This window comes from Leptospira kmetyi serovar Malaysia str. Bejo-Iso9 (assembly GCF_000243735.2).
GTDB lineage: Bacteria > Spirochaetota > Leptospiria > Leptospirales > Leptospiraceae > Leptospira > Leptospira kmetyi.
Map to the genome: position 1 here is coordinate 371,719 of NZ_AHMP02000001.1, position 16,271 is coordinate 387,989.

General features: G+C 46.1%; 16 protein-coding genes and 1 pseudogene. 4 read left to right on the plus strand and 13 right to left on the minus strand.

The window, feature by feature from the left end; all coding sequences use genetic code 11:
• Positions 1 to 126 precede the first annotated feature (126 nt).
• The 8 genes and pseudogenes from LEP1GSC052_RS01700 to LEP1GSC052_RS01735 form a co-directional block, all read right to left on the minus strand.
• Positions 127 to 1,446 (minus strand): LIC20035 family adhesin, encoded by a 1,320-nt coding sequence (locus LEP1GSC052_RS01700; RefSeq protein WP_010572225.1) that lies wholly within the window; start codon positions 1,444 to 1,446, stop codon positions 127 to 129.
• A 100-nt stretch (positions 1,447 to 1,546) separates the two neighbouring features.
• Positions 1,547 to 2,614 (minus strand): DUF1574 domain-containing protein, encoded by a 1,068-nt coding sequence (locus LEP1GSC052_RS01705; protein ID WP_020985385.1) that lies wholly within the window; start codon positions 2,612 to 2,614, stop codon positions 1,547 to 1,549.
• A gap of 91 nt (positions 2,615 to 2,705) precedes the next feature.
• A complete protein-coding gene (locus LEP1GSC052_RS01710) occupies positions 2,706 to 3,074 on the minus strand; it encodes a hypothetical protein (RefSeq protein WP_010572223.1) in 369 nt (122 codons plus the stop codon).
• 59 nt (positions 3,075 to 3,133) lie between these two features.
• Positions 3,134 to 3,556, minus strand: coding sequence for an SRPBCC family protein (locus tag LEP1GSC052_RS01715; protein WP_010572222.1), 423 nt, complete (start codon positions 3,554 to 3,556; stop codon positions 3,134 to 3,136).
• Positions 3,557 to 3,565: 9 nt separating this feature from the next.
• Positions 3,566 to 4,380: pseudogene (locus LEP1GSC052_RS01720) on the minus strand (SDR family NAD(P)-dependent oxidoreductase).
• A gap of 142 nt (positions 4,381 to 4,522) precedes the next feature.
• Entirely contained in the window at positions 4,523 to 5,800 is a 1,278-nt protein-coding gene (locus LEP1GSC052_RS01725; RefSeq protein WP_020985456.1) for an NAD(P)/FAD-dependent oxidoreductase, read from the minus strand.
• Positions 5,801 to 5,824: 24 nt separating this feature from the next.
• Positions 5,825 to 6,376 carry a low molecular weight protein-tyrosine-phosphatase gene (locus LEP1GSC052_RS01730; RefSeq protein ID WP_010572219.1) on the minus strand — a complete coding sequence of 184 codons (552 nt, stop codon included), beginning with the start codon at positions 6,374 to 6,376 and terminating at the stop codon, positions 5,825 to 5,827.
• Positions 6,352 to 7,098 (minus strand): SDR family oxidoreductase, encoded by a 747-nt coding sequence (locus LEP1GSC052_RS01735; RefSeq protein ID WP_010572218.1) that lies wholly within the window; start codon positions 7,096 to 7,098, stop codon positions 6,352 to 6,354. The genes LEP1GSC052_RS01730 and LEP1GSC052_RS01735 overlap by 25 nt, the downstream gene beginning before the upstream one ends.
• A gap of 152 nt (positions 7,099 to 7,250) precedes the next feature.
• Here LEP1GSC052_RS01735 and LEP1GSC052_RS01740 point away from each other — a divergent pair, with 152 nt between their 5' ends.
• Positions 7,251 to 8,267: a GGDEF domain-containing protein gene (locus LEP1GSC052_RS01740; RefSeq protein WP_010572217.1), complete on the plus strand. Its 1,017-nt coding sequence runs from the start codon at positions 7,251 to 7,253 to the stop codon at positions 8,265 to 8,267.
• Between the two features lie 165 nt (positions 8,268 to 8,432).
• On the opposite strand, the gene LEP1GSC052_RS01745 is transcribed toward LEP1GSC052_RS01740, so the two are convergent.
• Complete coding sequence (locus LEP1GSC052_RS01745) at positions 8,433 to 8,828, minus strand: cyclic nucleotide-binding domain-containing protein (protein WP_010572216.1); 396 nt, start codon at positions 8,826 to 8,828, stop codon at positions 8,433 to 8,435.
• Between the two features lie 93 nt (positions 8,829 to 8,921).
• On the opposite strand from LEP1GSC052_RS01745, the gene LEP1GSC052_RS01750 reads away from it, so the two are divergent.
• Positions 8,922 to 10,103 (plus strand): acyltransferase, encoded by a 1,182-nt coding sequence (locus LEP1GSC052_RS01750; RefSeq protein WP_020985356.1) that lies wholly within the window; start codon positions 8,922 to 8,924, stop codon positions 10,101 to 10,103.
• Positions 10,104 to 10,208: 105 nt separating this feature from the next.
• Here LEP1GSC052_RS01750 and LEP1GSC052_RS01755 read toward each other — a convergent pair whose 3' ends face one another.
• Genes LEP1GSC052_RS01755 through LEP1GSC052_RS01765 form a run of 3 tightly spaced genes read right to left on the minus strand, consistent with a single transcriptional unit; the run spans position 10,209 to position 12,455 of the window.
• Positions 10,209 to 10,811, minus strand: a complete 603-nt coding sequence (locus tag LEP1GSC052_RS01755) for an NADPH-dependent FMN reductase (RefSeq protein WP_010572214.1) — start codon at positions 10,809 to 10,811, stop codon at positions 10,209 to 10,211.
• A 26-nt stretch (positions 10,812 to 10,837) separates the two neighbouring features.
• Positions 10,838 to 11,545 carry a ParB/RepB/Spo0J family partition protein gene (locus LEP1GSC052_RS01760; protein WP_010572213.1) on the minus strand — a complete coding sequence of 236 codons (708 nt, stop codon included), beginning with the start codon at positions 11,543 to 11,545 and terminating at the stop codon, positions 10,838 to 10,840.
• Positions 11,538 to 12,455, minus strand: coding sequence for a ParA family protein (locus tag LEP1GSC052_RS01765; protein ID WP_010572212.1), 918 nt, complete (start codon positions 12,453 to 12,455; stop codon positions 11,538 to 11,540). Before LEP1GSC052_RS01765 ends, LEP1GSC052_RS01760 begins: the two co-directional genes overlap by 8 nt.
• Positions 12,456 to 12,660: 205 nt before the next feature.
• On the opposite strand from LEP1GSC052_RS01765, the gene LEP1GSC052_RS01770 reads away from it, so the two are divergent.
• Positions 12,661 to 13,770, plus strand: a complete 1,110-nt coding sequence (locus tag LEP1GSC052_RS01770) for a putative porin (RefSeq protein ID WP_010572211.1) — start codon at positions 12,661 to 12,663, stop codon at positions 13,768 to 13,770.
• 16 nt (positions 13,771 to 13,786) lie between these two features.
• On the plus strand, positions 13,787 to 14,887 hold the full coding sequence (hemH, locus tag LEP1GSC052_RS01775) for a ferrochelatase (protein WP_020985369.1): 1,101 nt from the start codon (positions 13,787 to 13,789) through the stop codon (positions 14,885 to 14,887).
• 55 nt (positions 14,888 to 14,942) lie between these two features.
• On the opposite strand, the gene hemG is transcribed toward hemH, so the two are convergent.
• Entirely contained in the window at positions 14,943 to 16,244 is a 1,302-nt protein-coding gene (hemG, locus tag LEP1GSC052_RS01780) for a protoporphyrinogen oxidase (protein WP_010572209.1), read from the minus strand.
• Positions 16,245 to 16,271 lie beyond the last annotated feature (27 nt).

Genomic DNA, 16,271 nt, shown 5'->3' on the forward strand with positions numbered 1-16,271 from the left:
CGGAAGCCTTTCAGCCTCCGCTTTCGATACGGTTTTTCGTTTTAAAACAAAGATCGATCAGACATCGGTCTTTGTTTTGAACGTAGCTGAAACGAATTCAGCGAACCGCGGGAAAATTCCTCAGGATTATTTACAACCCTGCATTTCTCCCATTCTTTTGTTTTCGTTTCCGTTGATGTAATAAACCTTACCGGAACCGACCGTCCAACAACCGTTCTTCTTGTTCGTGCCGACCATGATCGGACCTTCTCCGATTTTGGAACCGTTGTCGTCGTATTCGATCGCTTTCGCGTCGCTCACGATTTCGAACTGTTTATTTCCGTTTTTGTAATACGTAAACGGAATATCGGGTTTGTAACTCGCCTTCAGCTCGTTAGTCGCTTCGTCGATGTTCATGATCGAGAATTGAAGTTTTCCTTTTCCGATCAGTTGTCCTTCCTTGTTATACGCTTCCGCGGAGGACATCATGAATTCGTTCATCATCTCGCCTTTGTACGCGGGATTTCCGTTGCTCCAGTTAAACTTCCAAACTCCTTTGCGAGTATGTTCCCTTTGACCTTCCGCGAAGACGTTTCCGTTTTTATAATATTCTTTCCAATAACCGGAACGAAGAGCCTTCTTTTCTTTCGGATCTTTTTCCTTTTCGTCCGCGGGAGCCGGTTTCGGTTTGTAACCGCCTTCCATCTGAATCGCGCCGTTATCGTAATACGTTTTCCAGATTCCGGTTTTAAGATCGTCCTTATAAGAACCTTCGCTTTGAACCGTACTTCCGTCCTTGTGATAGGAAGTTTCCGCGCCTTGTTTCAGGCCGTTCGAGTAATTGGAAACTTTTTTCTTCGCGCCGCTTTGACCCGGTTCCGCGTAGTATTCCGTCCAAAGACCGTCTTTTTGATCGTCTTTGTAAGAGCCTTCCTCGTCCATCAGACCCTCGTTGTTCTTTTTCCAATAAGGTCCGTTCTTCTTATCCGCTTTGTACACGGTGCTTTCGGTTTGAGTTCCGTCGCGTTTTAATTTTTTCTCTTCGCCTTCCTTCAAGCCGCCGACGTAAGGAGTGTCGCGAAGAACTTCTCCGGTTTCATAAAGGGTTTTCCAAGAACCTTCGCGTTTATCGTCCTTGTATTCACCGGTACGAATGAGAACGCTGATTTTCTTTTTCGTAGCGGAATCTTCCTTCTCCTGATATTCTTTCCAAGCTCCGTTCTTTTTGAACTTCTTGATCTGATCCGGTTTTAAACCGTCGAGTTGTTCGGGAGTACAGGGTTTGCCGCCGCAATCCGTAACGACCGGACCTTCCGCCTTCATGTTGAAGGTTTCCTTATATTTTTCCACACGGATATTCGGAGGGAGAATTTGAATTTCCTGATCCTTGCCCTTATTTTCCACGCCGGGAATCGTAGAACAGGAAACGGCCACGACTGCGAGAAGAGACAAGCAGAGTTGTTTCATGATTATTCCTTGTAAGTTTAAAAACTTCCCACAAACGTTAAAGAGTCGAATTCAAAAGTCAAGAAATTCCGAAGCCGAGAATCGAACGGCTCCGCGAAATTTATTTTTTATCGAGATAGTAGTGAAGCAAAATGAATCGGATGAAGGGTCTATAACAATCCAAGGAAATATGACCGCTATCCGCATACGTGTTACAAGCGTAATAAGAATCCTTGCTCATATCCACCAGAGGAATTCCCGCCTTTTCGTGAAGAGGACGAACGATTTGAAACCACGGTTCGGGAATGTTCAACTCGTTTAAGACCTTCTCCATCGGCGCCGACGCCCCCGGTTTTACGAACAGAGCGTTCCATTTTTTTTCCCGAAGCAGATCCAGAATTTTCCCGTAAAAAGAATACTGCATCTCCGAAGGAGCATACGAAGGATAAATCCAACCCACTGTTTTGCGCGCCGATTCCTGGATCTTACCGAAATCCTTTTCGACATACGCGCCCGCCGGTGAAATCGAATTTCCCTTATCGGTTTTGAGCGTTGCGATCGTCATCGACTTCAACATTTCGCCGATTTCGAAGTTCTCGTTTTTCAGACGTTTGATTACGTTTCCGATATACGGCTTGTTGTAACTCACACCGAAGAGAAAATTCGCGAAGTAATAGTTTACGTTTTCCTTACCCAAGGTCCATGCGTATTTTAGAATGAAGATCGGATCGAAGCTGTTCGCTAAATTCGATTTTTTGAATGTAGTGCTGTTCTTGTTGAATTGAAACGGATCGCTTTCGATTACTACGAGATCCGGGTTCACTCCGCCCTTGGCAAGTCCTTCCAAAAAGTAGAGATAATACGCGGGAGTCGTAACCGCGGAAGAAAGATTGTAGATATCCCAATCCGGATAAAACGCCTGAAGCTCGGAATTTTGAAAATACAACATCCGAGAAGAACCCATGAGAATCATAAGTTTCTTTTTCTTTACAGGGTTTTTGGAATATTCTCCCTCGGAACCGTATTTGGAAACGATCTCCTGAAGAAGTTCCTTTTTGACGTCGTAGTAGATATACGTGAACTCTTGTTTTACGTAGTCGCGTACCTTATCCAAAAAGAAAATTTTATCGAATAGAAAGATTGCGAAAAAGAGAAGGACTGGATACCAGAGGAAGGGCTTGGACTTCAAGAGATTCTCCCGGTCGAAGAAGTTAATATGAAAAGAGCCGGTAAAGACACCGGCTCAGGTTCTTAGAGAAGCGGCTGACTGTCAAATGAAATCAGGCGGTCACCATGTCTTTCTGAGAATGTTTGCGTTTCTTCTGAAGATCCGCGAACCATTCTTCTGCGTGCTTATGATAAGCGACAAGACGTTTCACGTAGATTCTTCTTTCGGGAATCAAAACGCGTCTCGCTTCGTGAATGATCTCTTCAACGATCTTTGCGTGAAATGTGAAGTGACTGGAAAACAGATTGAAGTATTCACGATCGGAAGTTTCCCAAGGTCTGGAAGCGATGTCCGTAAAATACTGTTCCAACTGGCCGATGTCCTGCTCGAAGTCCGATTCATAGGGAGAATTGACGACGGCGATCGTATCGGTGAGGTCTGTGAGGGTTTGAAAGTAAGTCTCTAATTCAGGTAGTTCCACAGGTAAAATCACCTTTCCTATAGGTTCCTTTTACCATCTTTTTTAGAGGCCTTGCACGTTCAAGATTTTTTAAGATAATCTCTCAAATGTTTTCCTTCTTCTTCCCATCCGTCCGACGCGGCTTCGATCCAAACGTCGTATTTATCGCCTACGGGATAACCCGAATTCGTTACTACCAACTTGGAAGAATGATCGCCCAAGGAATGGAATTCCAACTTCAATTCGATTTCACCCGCGGGATGGTCCTGCCAAAGTAGTATCAATTCTTTTAAAGGAACTATCTTTTTATAAATACCGTTGGTTGTAAGATCGCCTTCCATTCCGAGTCTCCAAGTCCACGCAAAGTTAGCGCCTTCTTTCGGACGACCGGTGACCTTATCCGCGAGCCAATGAATCAATTCCTCGTTTACGGTGACCGCGTTCCAAACCTTCATCAGAGGATAGTCGAACTGAAATTCCTTTACTATGCTTCTAGTTTCCATGCTTTCCTTCTAGTGAAAATCTTTATAAAGTTTTTTGAATAGAGTTCGCTCCAAAAACGCGGGAGCGATATTGCGTAACCATTTTAGGAAGAATCCGGAACTGTCCATGATGACGAGTCTCGATTCGGGATCTTCCACCGCTTCGATCATTTTCAGCGCGACCTCTTGCGGAGATTTTATCTTAGAACTCGAATGTTGCGCTTCGTTCAAAACGTTCCCGTCTCCGTCGAGACCGGAAGCGCGCAGTTTTGTTTTCGTATAAGGAGGACAAAAAATGATAAACGACAAACCTTCTTCGGAGAGTTCGATTCTTGCGGCTTCCAAAGCGGCGTGTAACGCGGACTTCGAGGAAGAATACGCGCTTCTTCCCGGAATTCCGTAGAGCCCGCTCACCGTGGAAGTCGCGATCACGGAACCTCGGGTCAATTTGATCTGAGGAAGAAGTCTTTGGATCAGATAGATCGGTCCGAAAAAATTGATGTCGAAGGTTTTACGAAAGGTTTCTATGCGTGTTCCGTCAAACCGGGAATGTGTGGTAACTCCCGCGTTCGCAAAAAGAACGTCGATGCCTCTGTAGTCTTTGGAAATTTTTTTAACGGTCTTATCGATTTCCTTTTCCGAACTCAAGTCGGTGGGAATATGAATCAGATCCGCCGCCGTATTTCCACTTCGTTTTAACAAAGCCGGTTCCGTTCTGGAAAGATTGATCAGCTTACAATCCAGCCTGGAAAGAGTTTCAAGAACGGCTTCTCCGATTCCCGAAGATCCTCCGGTGACTACGATGGTCTTGCCTGTCCAGCACGAGGGGTTCATTTCCAGAGCATTCTTCCCGCAAGAAGGAAGTATTCAAGAATTTTTTGTCTCTTAAAACCGCACAAACCCGACAAACCTCTTTGATTCCGGGGGAAGAAGAGTGACGTTTATCGGGTTACAAACGTATATCGATTCCAATCGATCTACGGAGAATCAGGTCGATCCGTTGTTGTCCGCGCTGATTTCGTCTTGAATCACTCTCGCTTCGGCGCGGAACGCGATGTAAGACCAAACCCAAGTGATTAAAATCGTAACCTTATTCTTAAATCCGACCTGATAGAATAAGTGAACGAACAACCAAGCGAGCCAACCGAAAAGACCTTTCATCTTCAACACGCCGACCTGAGCGACCGCGTCCGTTCTTCCGATCGTAGCCATAGAACCCTTGTCGATATAATGAAACGGTTTTCTTTTTTTTCCTTTGAGATCGTTTCGAATCAAGTCCGCGACGTATCTTCCCTGTTGCATCGCAACGGGAGAAACTCCGGGCAAAGGACGCTCCAATCCTTTGGAATAATTGGCGATATCCCCGATGACAAAAAGTTCGGGATGACCTTCCACGTTGCAGAACTCGTCCACCATCACACGACCGCCTCGATCCAATGTTGCGCCTAACGTGCTTGCGATGGCGTTCGCCTGAACGCCCGCGGCCCAGATCACGGTTTGTGTGGGAATCGTTTTCCCTTCGAGTTGAACCCCGTGCTCGTTGATGTCGATCACTCGGGTCCCCACAAGAACCTCGACTCCCCTACTCTCCAGACGTTTTTTGGTGAATTCTCCCAAAGAAGCGTCGAAGGTCATGAGCAAACGGGGAGAAGCCTCGATCAAAGTGATCTTGGACAACGCGGGATCGATGGTATGAAACTCGTCTCGGATGATCTGATGCGAAAGTTCCGCGATGGAACCCGCGAGTTCGACGCCGGTCGGTCCGCCGCCGATAATCACGTAGTTTAACAGCGATTTGACGACCTCGGGATCTCCGGATAATTCGGCTTTCTCGAAGGAGATCAAAAGTTTATGACGGATTTTAAGCGCGTCCTTGAGATTTTTCAGGCCGATCGTGTGTTTTTCCCAGTGATCGTTTCCGAAATAACTGGATTTCGCGCCTGCGGACAATATTAGATAATCATAATTTGTTGAAGTGTTTTGATAGTAAACCGTCTTTGTCGCCGGGTCGATCTTGGTCGCCTCGCCCAAAACTACGGTTACATTCTTACTTTCCCCAACCAAAGAACGGGTCGGAATCGCGATGTCCGCCGGACTTAAAACCGCGGTGGCGACTTGATACAAAAGAGGTTGGAAGAGGTGATGATTCTTTTTATCGATGACGGTGATGTCGAGGTTTTCGTTTTGGGAGAGTTTTTTAACGGCTTGTAAACCGCCGAAACCGGCGCCGATGATGACTACTTTCTTTTTCTTGGATTCGCTCATGTGTGAGGAAGTTCCTCCGAAGATTTAGGCTTTTAAATCCAGTTTTCTAGAGAGGAGAAATTCCAGAAAGTCTTCTGCGGTGTCGGAGACAATATTTTGCACTTCGTCGAAGTCCTTCAAGGTTCCGTAATACGGATCGGGAACTTCCGAATCCTTTTTGGAATCCTTCTGAAAAAAACGAAACAGCTGAACCTTCTTTCTTTCCTCGTCCGAAGAAGCGAGATACAAAACGTCCTTTTGATTCGATTTGTCCATGGTGAGAATGTAATCGAATTCTCGGAAATCTTCCTTACGAAACTGTCTCGCCTTGTGAACGAGTTCGATTCCTTTTTTCCGCGCGGCTTGTCTCGTTCTAGGATCGGGCAATTCTCCGATATGATAGCGTGACGTACCGCAGGAATCCACGAAGAATGAGGATTCTAAGTTTCGTCTTTGAATCAAATCCAAAAACGCGCCTTCCGCCGCAGGAGAACGGCAGATATTTCCGAGACAAACGAATAAAACCCGAATCGGATTTCCTCCGTGCGGGTTTTGTTTTTCAAAAGAATGATTTATTTCAGAGTGATCTTCGACCATAAAAACTCGGGAATCCGTTTCATAAGATATCCCACGAAGGCCCATGGGAACCAAGGAACTGTAGCCGATAAAACATTGTTTTCAATTCTTTTATAAATTTTTTGTGCGCCCTTCTCCACCGGAACTACGAACGGCCTCGACTTCATCTGATTGTTGATCGGCGTATCGATAAAACCCGGATGAATCACGGTCACAGAAACTCCGAAACGTTTTACTTCACCTCTCAAAGCTTCCATATACGTGGAAAGCCCCGCCTTCGAGGAAGAATAACTCGCGGAACCCGGAAGTCCTCTGAACGAAGCGACGGAAGAGATCGCGACAATCTGACCCGAGTTTTGTTTTTGAAAGATCGGAAGAACCGCTTCGACTCCGGCCATCGCTCCGATCAAATTCGTTTCGATCACCGCGCGATCGGCTTCAAAACTTCTTCCTCCGTACGAAGAAGTCGTCGAAATCCCCGCGTTTAAGACGATTAGATCCAAACCTCCGAGTTCCTTTGCGAGTTTGGGAATCACTTTAAAATTCTGATCCGTATCCGCAACGTCAAGAGGCGCGAAAAGAATCTTTCCTTTGGCGCCCGCCGCTTTCAATTCTTCCGCGATCTTCTTCAAAGAATCCTTTCTTCTCGCGGTAAGAGCCACGTTGGCGCCCGCTAACGCATACAATTTGGCCAATTCTTTGCCGATTCCGGAACTTGCACCTGTGATGATTACATTTTTCATACAGGACTACTTCATGTTAGATTATAAGATGCTTCAAACATTAATTTCAACTCAGGAATCGTTTATTTAGTTTACTGAAAAAACCTTCGAACCGTAAGTTTGTAAAAATAGCCTCTTTCGAGAGGAAGTGCGAAAAAGAAGGCGGTAAGGTTATGGACCTGGACCAGCAAAATGAAATTACCAGACTGAAAAGTTTGGTGGAACTTTACGAAAGAATTTCCAGGCTCAGCGAAAGCGAACTTTTAGAAGCCGAAAAAACTCTCGAAGCCCAAGAGAACAACGCGGGAATGGCGAGGCTCGAATTGATCAAGATGAGCGAACAGCTCCGATCCATCCGAAACATAGGTCCCGATCTCAAAACCAAGGTCATATCCTTACTCCACGATCAGGAATCGGGTCTGAAAGAATTCAAAACCCGCATCATCGAACTTTCCGCGAACAATCCGTTTTTCTATTCCGATTTTTTTAGAATCATATCGCATCTCGAAATCCAAGAGAACGACGCGCGGGAACTCTGGGACGATATCTACAACCACGGCGAGAACATGAGTTCTTCCCTGGGAAGAAGCGTGAACTTCGTCGTGTCGATGTTGGATTATATCTTCAGCAAAAAAAGAATCATCGAAAACCCGAAGATCGTGGAACTCTATTCGTTCGAAGAGATCATCCTAAACACGGTCATCGACGAGACGAGCGGGATCTACAACCGAAGATATTTCAACATCATTCTCAACAAAGAAATCAACCGAAGCGCGAGATACCAAAGGGACTTTTGTCTTTTGATCTTCGACGTGGATAATTTCAAGATCATCAACGACACATACGGACACGGTTTCGGAGACGACATTCTCCGTTTGATCGCGGGAACGATGCTTTATTCGTTTCGTCAAGAGGACATCTGTTGTAGAATCGGCGGGGAAGAATTCGCGGTGATCCTTCCGGAAACTCCGAAGGAAAACGCGCTCGTCGCGGCCAATCGTTTTCGAAATTATCTTTTGGAAGCGTCCATGAGTCAGTACGGTTTGGCGGTTACGGTTTCGGGTGGAATCTGCAGGTTTGCGGAAGACGGAAAGGATACGAACGAATTGTTTAAGAACGCGGACGCCGCTCTTTACAAAGCGAAAAAAACGGGAAAGGATAAGTTCCTCGTCTTCTCTTCGGACTTATAAGAATTTTAAAAAAGAACGGACGTTTGGATCGGAACGGTTTTGTGATTTCTTCGTCGTTCGTTCGCGACTTCCTATCGTTGTATCGTTACGTGATTTCGTTGCGGTTTTCGCTTTTGTCTTCGTCTTCGGTGCGTTTGAGACCTTCGTTACGCTTACGGACTTCGATCAATCTTCGGGAACCTTATATTCGTATTCTCCCGAATATTCTTCCAGCTTGGATATAAGAATCGCGTTCGTATTCGCCAATCGATCCGCAAGAATACGAACCATCTTGGCCGAAAAATCGGGATTGTTGATTAGAAATTTCTCAAGTTGTTGTTTGCTTTCGATCACCGCGAGTTGACAATCCAAGATCGCCTTTGCCGTTGCGGTCCTAGGCATCGCGCGAAACAAAGCCATCTCTCCGAAAAAATCCCCTTTTTTCATCACGGCGAGACGTTGTACGATGTTCTTTCTCGTAAAAAAGACTTCGACCGAGCCGGAAAGAATCACATACATCGCGTTATTCGTTTCACCTTCTTTAAAAACGATTCCGCCTGCGGGGATCTGCACCTTGTTCATTTTTTAAACCGACCTAAAATATTTGCTTCTTTACCAAAAAATCGCATATTGACAGATGAATATTAATTCTACCCCGGAAAAGTACACTCTTTTATGATTTTCAATCTTCCACTTTTTATGGATACGTTCGGACTTTGTATCCTGATTCTCGCATGTATCGTTTCCGATAAACCTTCCCGGATTCTTTTTTCATCTCCGCCCAAAAACCAAACTCCGGGAGGAAGAAGCGAATCCGTGGACTTCATCCGGGGTCTTGCGATCACCGGAATCGTTTTTATCCACGTGAATTCGTATTATCAATACTTCGGTCCGAACGAAAACGCTTCGGCTTTGACTCTTGCTCTATCCAATCTTTCCCGATTCGGAGTTCCGGCCTTTATTCTTTCCTCGGGAATTTTTTTAAAGCCCACAAACCTTAGAGACTACTGGAAACCTAAGATCCTTTCACTTTTGCTTCCATATTTCATCGTAAGTCTTCTGGCGGCCTATGTGAAACTCGGAACCCTGCCCGCTCTTGGGGATTTTTTAATCGGAATCGCCTTGGGAACCTGGTGCGCGCCCTATTATTTCGTTCCTCTTTTGGTTTCGTTTTATGTAATATTCCCTTTTTGCGCCCGATTCCTGAGCCAGTTTAACACGAAAAAGGCGGTTTTAAACTTTTTATTTATCGCGCTTATACTGAACTTCGTATCGAACCACGTCTTTCGTTATTCCGACATCGCTTGGATAAAGACGATCGAACCGATTCTTTTCACGGGTTTTATTTTCTTTTTCGCCTTCGGATTGTTAGCCGGAAAGTGGTTTAAGGAACCGAAAAGTTTTCTGATTCTTTCGGAAGAGAAATCTTCTCCCCTCACCTACTCCCTCCGGAGAATTCTTTTTTTCGGCCTTTCGATCTATCTGATCGCGGTTTTTGCCGCGGGTTATCTTTGGAAATTCGATTCCTCCAATCACCTGATCTTTTATCCGCTCGCAGCCTTTCTTTTTCTTTTCTTTTGGGCGGAAAAGGCTCAGGAACAAAAGGGACATAAAACTTTGATCTCCGTTTTCGCCTTTGTGGGGAAAAACAGTATGGGGATTTTTTTGCTGCATCCGATTTTGATTCATCTGATGCACGCCTGGAGTCCTTTTGAATGGGGTCGGAATTACGCCTGGTTTTTGATTCCGGTTGTCGGTTTCGTCAACGTCGCGATTCCGCTCGGAGCTTGGCTCGCGGTTATGAAAGTTTTGGATCTGATTTTCAAACCGGGAAAACGCGGAAACTCCGCGAGTTAGAATCTTAGGTCGATGTTTTGGTCGGAGCTCCGGCCGAAAACGCATCGGCAACGGATCAAAACGAATTACGAAGCGGCCGTTGCCGTAGTTCCGACCGTTTTCGATTTACATTCCGTTTGAGAATTCTTTTTTAACCGTTACGCCCGAATCGCGGACGGTTTTTAACGCCTCTCCGTAACTCACGAGAACCTTCAGAGCGAAGTCGATTCGATCCCGGATATAAGAATCCTCTTTGCTCGCGGATTCGGGACCGTTCAAAACGTGTTCCGCGTCCCGAACTATGATATGTTCGGGGATATAACAAAGTTTCGTGTTCTTATAACTGCTCATCCGCAATTCCGCGATCGGATACGCGCCGCCTCGGCTCGCGGAAACCGCTCCGATCAACACGGGCTTATGACCGACAACTCCGTTGTTGCAATAAAGAATGAAATTTTTTAAACCGGGAGAAGCCATCCCCGAATATTCCGGCGTAACAAAAACGTATGCGTCCGCGCTTTTCAGCTCGGCTTCGATCGGCTTCCAGATTTTATCCCATTCTTCTCCGCCGTCCCAAAAGGAATCGTCCCAAACCGGAAGTTTATGATTTCCCAAGTCGAGGACCCAAGCCTGATGACCGAAGGATTCGAGACGACTTCCCATCCATTTTGCGACCTTTGCGGACTGGGAAATTTTCCGGTGCGGACCGGCGATGATAGCGAGTTTCATATTTTCTCCGTAATAAAAGGAATCGATTAGTCTTTGATTCCGTATTTCTTTTTAAGCGTGGAAAGTTCCTTTAGAAACTTTTCCCTTTGTTGAGAATTCAGTTTGGACAACTGAACCGTCACCTTTGCAGGCGCCGTTTTCCGGGGTGAAATCATTTCACCCCCTCGGCCTTCTTTTTGTTTTAAAAGTTCTTCCAGGTTTTTAACGGAAGCGTCCTTACCGGATCGGATCAGATCGGCGACCGATTTTTGATCGAGTCTTGCAATCGAACTGAGTTGTTTTACGTATCTTTCGGTAAAACCCAAAACCTTGGAAACTTCCTCTGCGGTTTTTCGTTTTTCCTTTCTTAAAAATTGAATCGCACGACCGACTTCCCAAGGATTGAGACTTTTTCGTTTTTCGTTTTCCGCGAGGGCCATTTCGAAACATCTGTCTTCCGAGGCGGAAGTTTCGATCGCCGCGATCGAGTTCCACTTGAGAATTTTCGCGGCTTGAAATCTTCTTTCCCCGGCGACGATCTGATATTTTTTTCCGGACTTCCTGACCACGATCGGCTCGATGAGTCCGAGACGTTTCATCGATTCGACCAGATCCGAAACTTCTTCCTTACCGAAAACCCTCGGTTGCGCCGGATTCGGCGCGATGTCCGAAAGAGGAATCTCCGATTTGGAAGATTCTTTTTCGCCGAAGGCGGTAAGAAGATCCATTCCCGCAAAATCGGAACGTTTAGCCATTTGAAATCCTCTCTATCAATTCGTCCGCCAACGATGAAAACATCTGCATCGCCTTGCCGTCGTATTCGCCCAAAAGTTTTTTCTTCGCTTGGGCCTGAGGAATCGACTCCCTTCTGTAAACGACCGTTTTAAAAACTTCGAAGTATTTTCGGATCGCGTCCGCGAGACCCGCGAGCGCGCGAGCGTCCTCGTATTGGTTGAGAACCGCGCCCAAAAGATTCAGAGAAGGATTGGCCTTCTTTTTGATTTTTAGAATGGTGGAATGAAGGTCTTTCAATCCTTGAACGCTAAACGCTCTCGTTTGGATCGGAATCAAAACGTGATCGGCGGCGATGAGCGCGTTCTCCAAAATCAAACCGAGAGACGGAGGACAATCGATAATGACGTATTTATACGAGGAACGGATCGGCTTGAGCGCGTCCTTGAGAAGTTCGAAGTCGTCCCTTTCATACGGAGTCGTAAAGTTCGCGAGATGAATCGAAGAAGGAAGAAGATCCAAACCGGGCGCGAGCTGGACCAAAAGGTCCTTTACAGGGACCGGCTCATCGCCCCGATAACCGAGGGAATGAAAGACGGATCTTTCCACGGAACCGAAAAAAAGTTGGGTGATATTGGCCTGCGCGTCCCAGTCCACGAGAAGAACCGGGGCCGACTTGGAAAGAGCCTCGGCGAGACAAACCGAAACTGTTGTTTTACCTTCTCCGCCTTTTTGATTGGAAACGGCGATGATCGCCGAATCGTAAACGGCCTCGTTCGATTTCTGAAAGTATTTTTCGATCGTCTCCCGATCGTATTTGCCTTTTCCGGACGAAGGAATTTTCCATTCCTTGACCTTTGACAAAAATTCTTCCTCGGAAGAAATTTCGTACTCATCTAAAATCTGTCGGGTTGTTAGAGCTTTAGAACTCATGAAAAGAACTCTCCCGATCAGAATCGCCCGAACACACGATCGATGTCAATTCAATACTATGTCTCATGGATTTCATACCGCTAAAAAACGGAATTGCGTGAGTAGGGTAGGGCGGCGATCCTGCCTTGATCCGCTTCTGCGACTATTTGAGGGTGAAATGATTTCACCCTTCGTAAGCGGCTTAGCTCGAAAATAAAAAAGGCTTATGAATAAGAAAAAACATTTAGTCAATACGATCCTCGTCTTTATCATTCTCAATTCTTCCTTACTTCGTTCGATCCAGGCACAGACGCTTAACGCGGGCGAACCTGATTTTCTAAAACCTCACGTCGAAAAGGAAAAACCGATCGCCGAAGAGGAAACGTTTTTAAAAAAGCTAATCCGCCAGTCTTCCTTTACAATTCTCGCGGGAAGAAACGGAGGGGACAACATCTTCGAAACCGGAACCAAATACGCGAATCTTTCGGGACTCAGAGGCGGCTCGAGAATCACGTATGAAAGGGACTTCAATTACGGCGGACTCGGGTTTACGCTTCGCTGGAAAAAATGGGAAGCGGATCTAAACGTAAAAACGACCGGTAGATACGTAAACGCGGGCGAGGGGAGGGACGAAGACTTTTATCTCGGCGATCCCACCGTCGAACGCGGAACCAAAATTTCAACGCGAGAATTTTCGTATTACGACACTCCCTACACGTTTATAGGATCCCGAAATTTTGCGGACGGGAAAGGTCGTCTTTCGATGAAACAGGATCGGCAATCCCTGATCTTAAGAAGATATTTCGGCGACGGCGATCCGGATTCGAGAAAGGAAGGAAAAGGCCTTTATCTTACCGGCGGTTTTCAATATACGTTTATGAAATACGTACTCTACGACGTGTTTCAGTTTTTCGATTCGAATCCGGTCTTTTTAAACAGAATCGGATTGGGCTTAAGCCTTTCCTATTCCACGTACGAATTTCCTTTGGGACTCGGTTACAGATATTCCAACGGAGAATGGATCTGGGAAACTTCGCTTTCGGGAATTTTCTGGAGCGGCCACTTCCGCGACTTTCACTATCAAAGGGCTCTCAATTTTATCGGAGACGTTTCCGGTTTCGGAGTCGACTTCAACATGGGAGCCGGAAGAATTTTCGGCAACTACGTCCTATTCTTAAAACTCAACGAACACAGACTTTTCGGGGACGGACATTTTTCCACGAAAGGCGGACTCAGCTACAACGATATTCTTTCCCAGCACTTGGGCCAATATAAGAATTATATGAACCTCAAGGAATGGAACGTGGAACTTTCCCTGACAGGCTTTCTCTATTAAAAAAGGAAACAAGGATTTGAAAAAAAGAATTCTTCTCATCAATCTCGGCGGACCGCGCAACACTTCCGAAATCGAAAAATTTCTGATCGATCTTTTCGAAGATCCGCTCGTTTTCGATCTTCCTCTTCCGGAATTTATCCGAAAACCTTTGGCGAGATGGATCGCAAAAAAAAGAGCGCCGAAAGTCGCGCAGACCTACGAGTCGATGGGATTCGGAGGAGGTTCTCCGATCGTATCCGAAACGTCGAAACAAGCCGAAGCGATCGCAAAGGAACTTCAAAAAATCACCGAAGAAGAATGGGACGGCCAGGTCACGATGACCTGCGGTTATCCCGATATCCGCGAACTCGAACGGGAGATTCTTACTCCGTCGCCGAACAATATTCTACTTTCCTTATATCCTCATTTTTCCAGATCCACGGTTCTAAGCACCGCTAAACTCGTGGAACAAACGCTCGGCTTCTGCCCGGTAAACAAGGAAGGTTGGGTTGCGCCGTTTCATTCTTCCCCGATTTATCTGGAAGCGATTCGGGATTTGATTCTGGATTTTTTCCAAGGCAAACTCGACGCGAAAGAATTTCTACATTCGGAATCTTTCGGAAAGGTGGAGAATTGGGAAACGATCGATCTCGTTTTTAGCGCGCACGGAATTCCTCTGCGGCTGATCCGAAAGGGCGATCGTTACAGGGAAGAAATCGAAACCAATGTGGAGAATTTAAAACGACTTCTACGCGAGAAAGGTTTTAAAGGAGAATGTCATACTTCGTTTCAAAGTAGGGTAGGGCCTTCGAAATGGACGGAACCGAATACGATTCACATGCTCGAAGAGCTGGGGAAAAACGGAATCAAAAGAGTCGCCGTATATCCGATCAGTTTCGTAAGCGATCATTTGGAAACTCTGGAAGAAATCGGGGAACAACTCAAAGAAGTCGCGCATGAAAGCGGAATCCGGGAATATCATCGAATTCCCGCGCCGGGTATTTATCCGAAATTCGTTGAGGCGATGGCTAAGATCAGCCTTGAATCGATCCGCGCTCCGAAAAACGAATGTCTTTGCGCGAAGTTAGGCGGACACAAGCCGGATTTTAAATCGGGAGAATGTACGTTCCGTTCTTAATTTAGAAAACGTTTTGTTATCAAGTTTTGTTAGGCAATTTCGCTAAGAAGTTTGGTCAGTATGCTTTGCCGTTTCGCATAACGTTCCAGGCCCTTTCCAAAATCGCGCTGAGCCCGATTCCGTAACGGAAATTTCCTTCCACAAAAACACCTTCGGGAAGACTGCGATCCAACTCCCTGTTGAACTCGAGTAAGGCCGCGTCGTAAACGGGAAGGGCCGATTTCCAGATCGTAACGTAGTGATTGAGAGGCGCGTCGTTTTCCGTCGCGATTTGTGACGTGATTTTTTTGCGATCCTCTTCCAAGATAGAAACGATTTCCTGTTCTTTCAGTTTGGAAATCTCGGGATCCAAAGCTCCTCCGAAGATAAACGTCTCCGAAGAATGGCCGTTCGTAACCCTTCCCGGAAAGATCGAAGAGTTCAACAACACCCCTCTCGCTCGAAACCCGGCTTCGGGCGGAAATAAAACTCCGAATCCGGTCTTTTTACCGAGTAAGGATTTTTTTCCGAACCGGGTCGCGGTTACGACTCCGAGAGTTCTACAAACCTTTTCGTATCTTTTAAAAACGGGATCGCTTGAGGCGAGAATCTTTAAGGTGGATTCCAAGCCGCAGGCCAACGTGATTCTTGCGTTCGGATATTTTTTTCGAAGAACGGATAGGGCAGGGGATTCTTCCGACTGAAGAATTTTGGAACCCGGCGAGGATTTGACTTTCGTTTCCATCGCGTTTAAAAGTTCTCCGAGTCCTCCTCGAAAACTCACGGTTCCTTTTCTTTGTTTGGGAACTTTCGGTTCCGACTTTTTCTTTTGTATCGCCGCACGTAGATTTTTCCACAAAGTTTCGTTCGAAGAAATCCATTTGCCGATCACCAATTCGGCGGACATGTCCTTTAGATTTCCTGCATATACTCCGGCAAGCCCCGGAGTCAACACGTCTCGCACGGCGGATTCCCCCAAAACGCGAACGCCCCAATGGTGTACGGATTCCTCCCTTAACAAACCGGCGGGCAAGAAAAAGAGTCCGTATAACAGGCGTAATACGCCCGCAAAGGAAAGAGGAATTCGTTTCGGAGTTCCGTCCTTCCAGATATATCTTTTTTTGGAAGCCTTTTGTGTGGGAATAATTTCAAGATTGAGCGCGGAAGCGAGTTCTTCCAATCGATACGAATTTAAGATTCCGTTTGCCGCCGTTTCCACAAGACCGAAAGGAGTTTGAACGGATTGAATCAATCCTCCCGAACGATTTTTCTTTTCGTAGAGAAGGACCGATTCTCCCTTTAAAACGGAAAGTGTAGCGTAAAGAAGTCCGGTAAACCCGGCGCCGACGACGATATGATCCGGTTGTTGTATGGCCACGGATCTATTTTTACGGAGACCTTAAAG

What these genes read in the sequence shown, in the direction of transcription:
- LEP1GSC052_RS01740 (WP_010572217.1), top strand. Translation starts at nt 7,251, where the DNA reads ATGGACCTGGACCAGCAAAATGAAATTACCAGACTGAAAAGTTTGGTG.
- LEP1GSC052_RS01755 (WP_010572214.1), bottom strand. Translation starts at nt 10,811, where the DNA reads ATGAAACTCGCTATCATCGCCGGTCCGCACCGGAAAATTTCCCAGTCC.
- LEP1GSC052_RS01770 (WP_010572211.1), top strand. Translation starts at nt 12,661, where the DNA reads ATGAATAAGAAAAAACATTTAGTCAATACGATCCTCGTCTTTATCATT.
- LEP1GSC052_RS01760 (WP_010572213.1), bottom strand. Translation starts at nt 11,545, where the DNA reads ATGGCTAAACGTTCCGATTTTGCGGGAATGGATCTTCTTACCGCCTTC.
- LEP1GSC052_RS01745 (WP_010572216.1), bottom strand. Translation starts at nt 8,828, where the DNA reads ATGAACAAGGTGCAGATCCCCGCAGGCGGAATCGTTTTTAAAGAAGGT.
- LEP1GSC052_RS01700 (WP_010572225.1), bottom strand. Translation starts at nt 1,446, where the DNA reads ATGAAACAACTCTGCTTGTCTCTTCTCGCAGTCGTGGCCGTTTCCTGT.
- LEP1GSC052_RS01750 (WP_020985356.1), top strand. Translation starts at nt 8,922, where the DNA reads ATGATTTTCAATCTTCCACTTTTTATGGATACGTTCGGACTTTGTATC.
- LEP1GSC052_RS01725 (WP_020985456.1), bottom strand. Translation starts at nt 5,800, where the DNA reads ATGAGCGAATCCAAGAAAAAGAAAGTAGTCATCATCGGCGCCGGTTTC.
- LEP1GSC052_RS01730 (WP_010572219.1), bottom strand. Translation starts at nt 6,376, where the DNA reads ATGGTCGAAGATCACTCTGAAATAAATCATTCTTTTGAAAAACAAAAC.
- LEP1GSC052_RS01715 (WP_010572222.1), bottom strand. Translation starts at nt 3,556, where the DNA reads ATGGAAACTAGAAGCATAGTAAAGGAATTTCAGTTCGACTATCCTCTG.
- LEP1GSC052_RS01765 (WP_010572212.1), bottom strand. Translation starts at nt 12,455, where the DNA reads ATGAGTTCTAAAGCTCTAACAACCCGACAGATTTTAGATGAGTACGAA.
- LEP1GSC052_RS01735 (WP_010572218.1), bottom strand. Translation starts at nt 7,098, where the DNA reads ATGAAAAATGTAATCATCACAGGTGCAAGTTCCGGAATCGGCAAAGAA.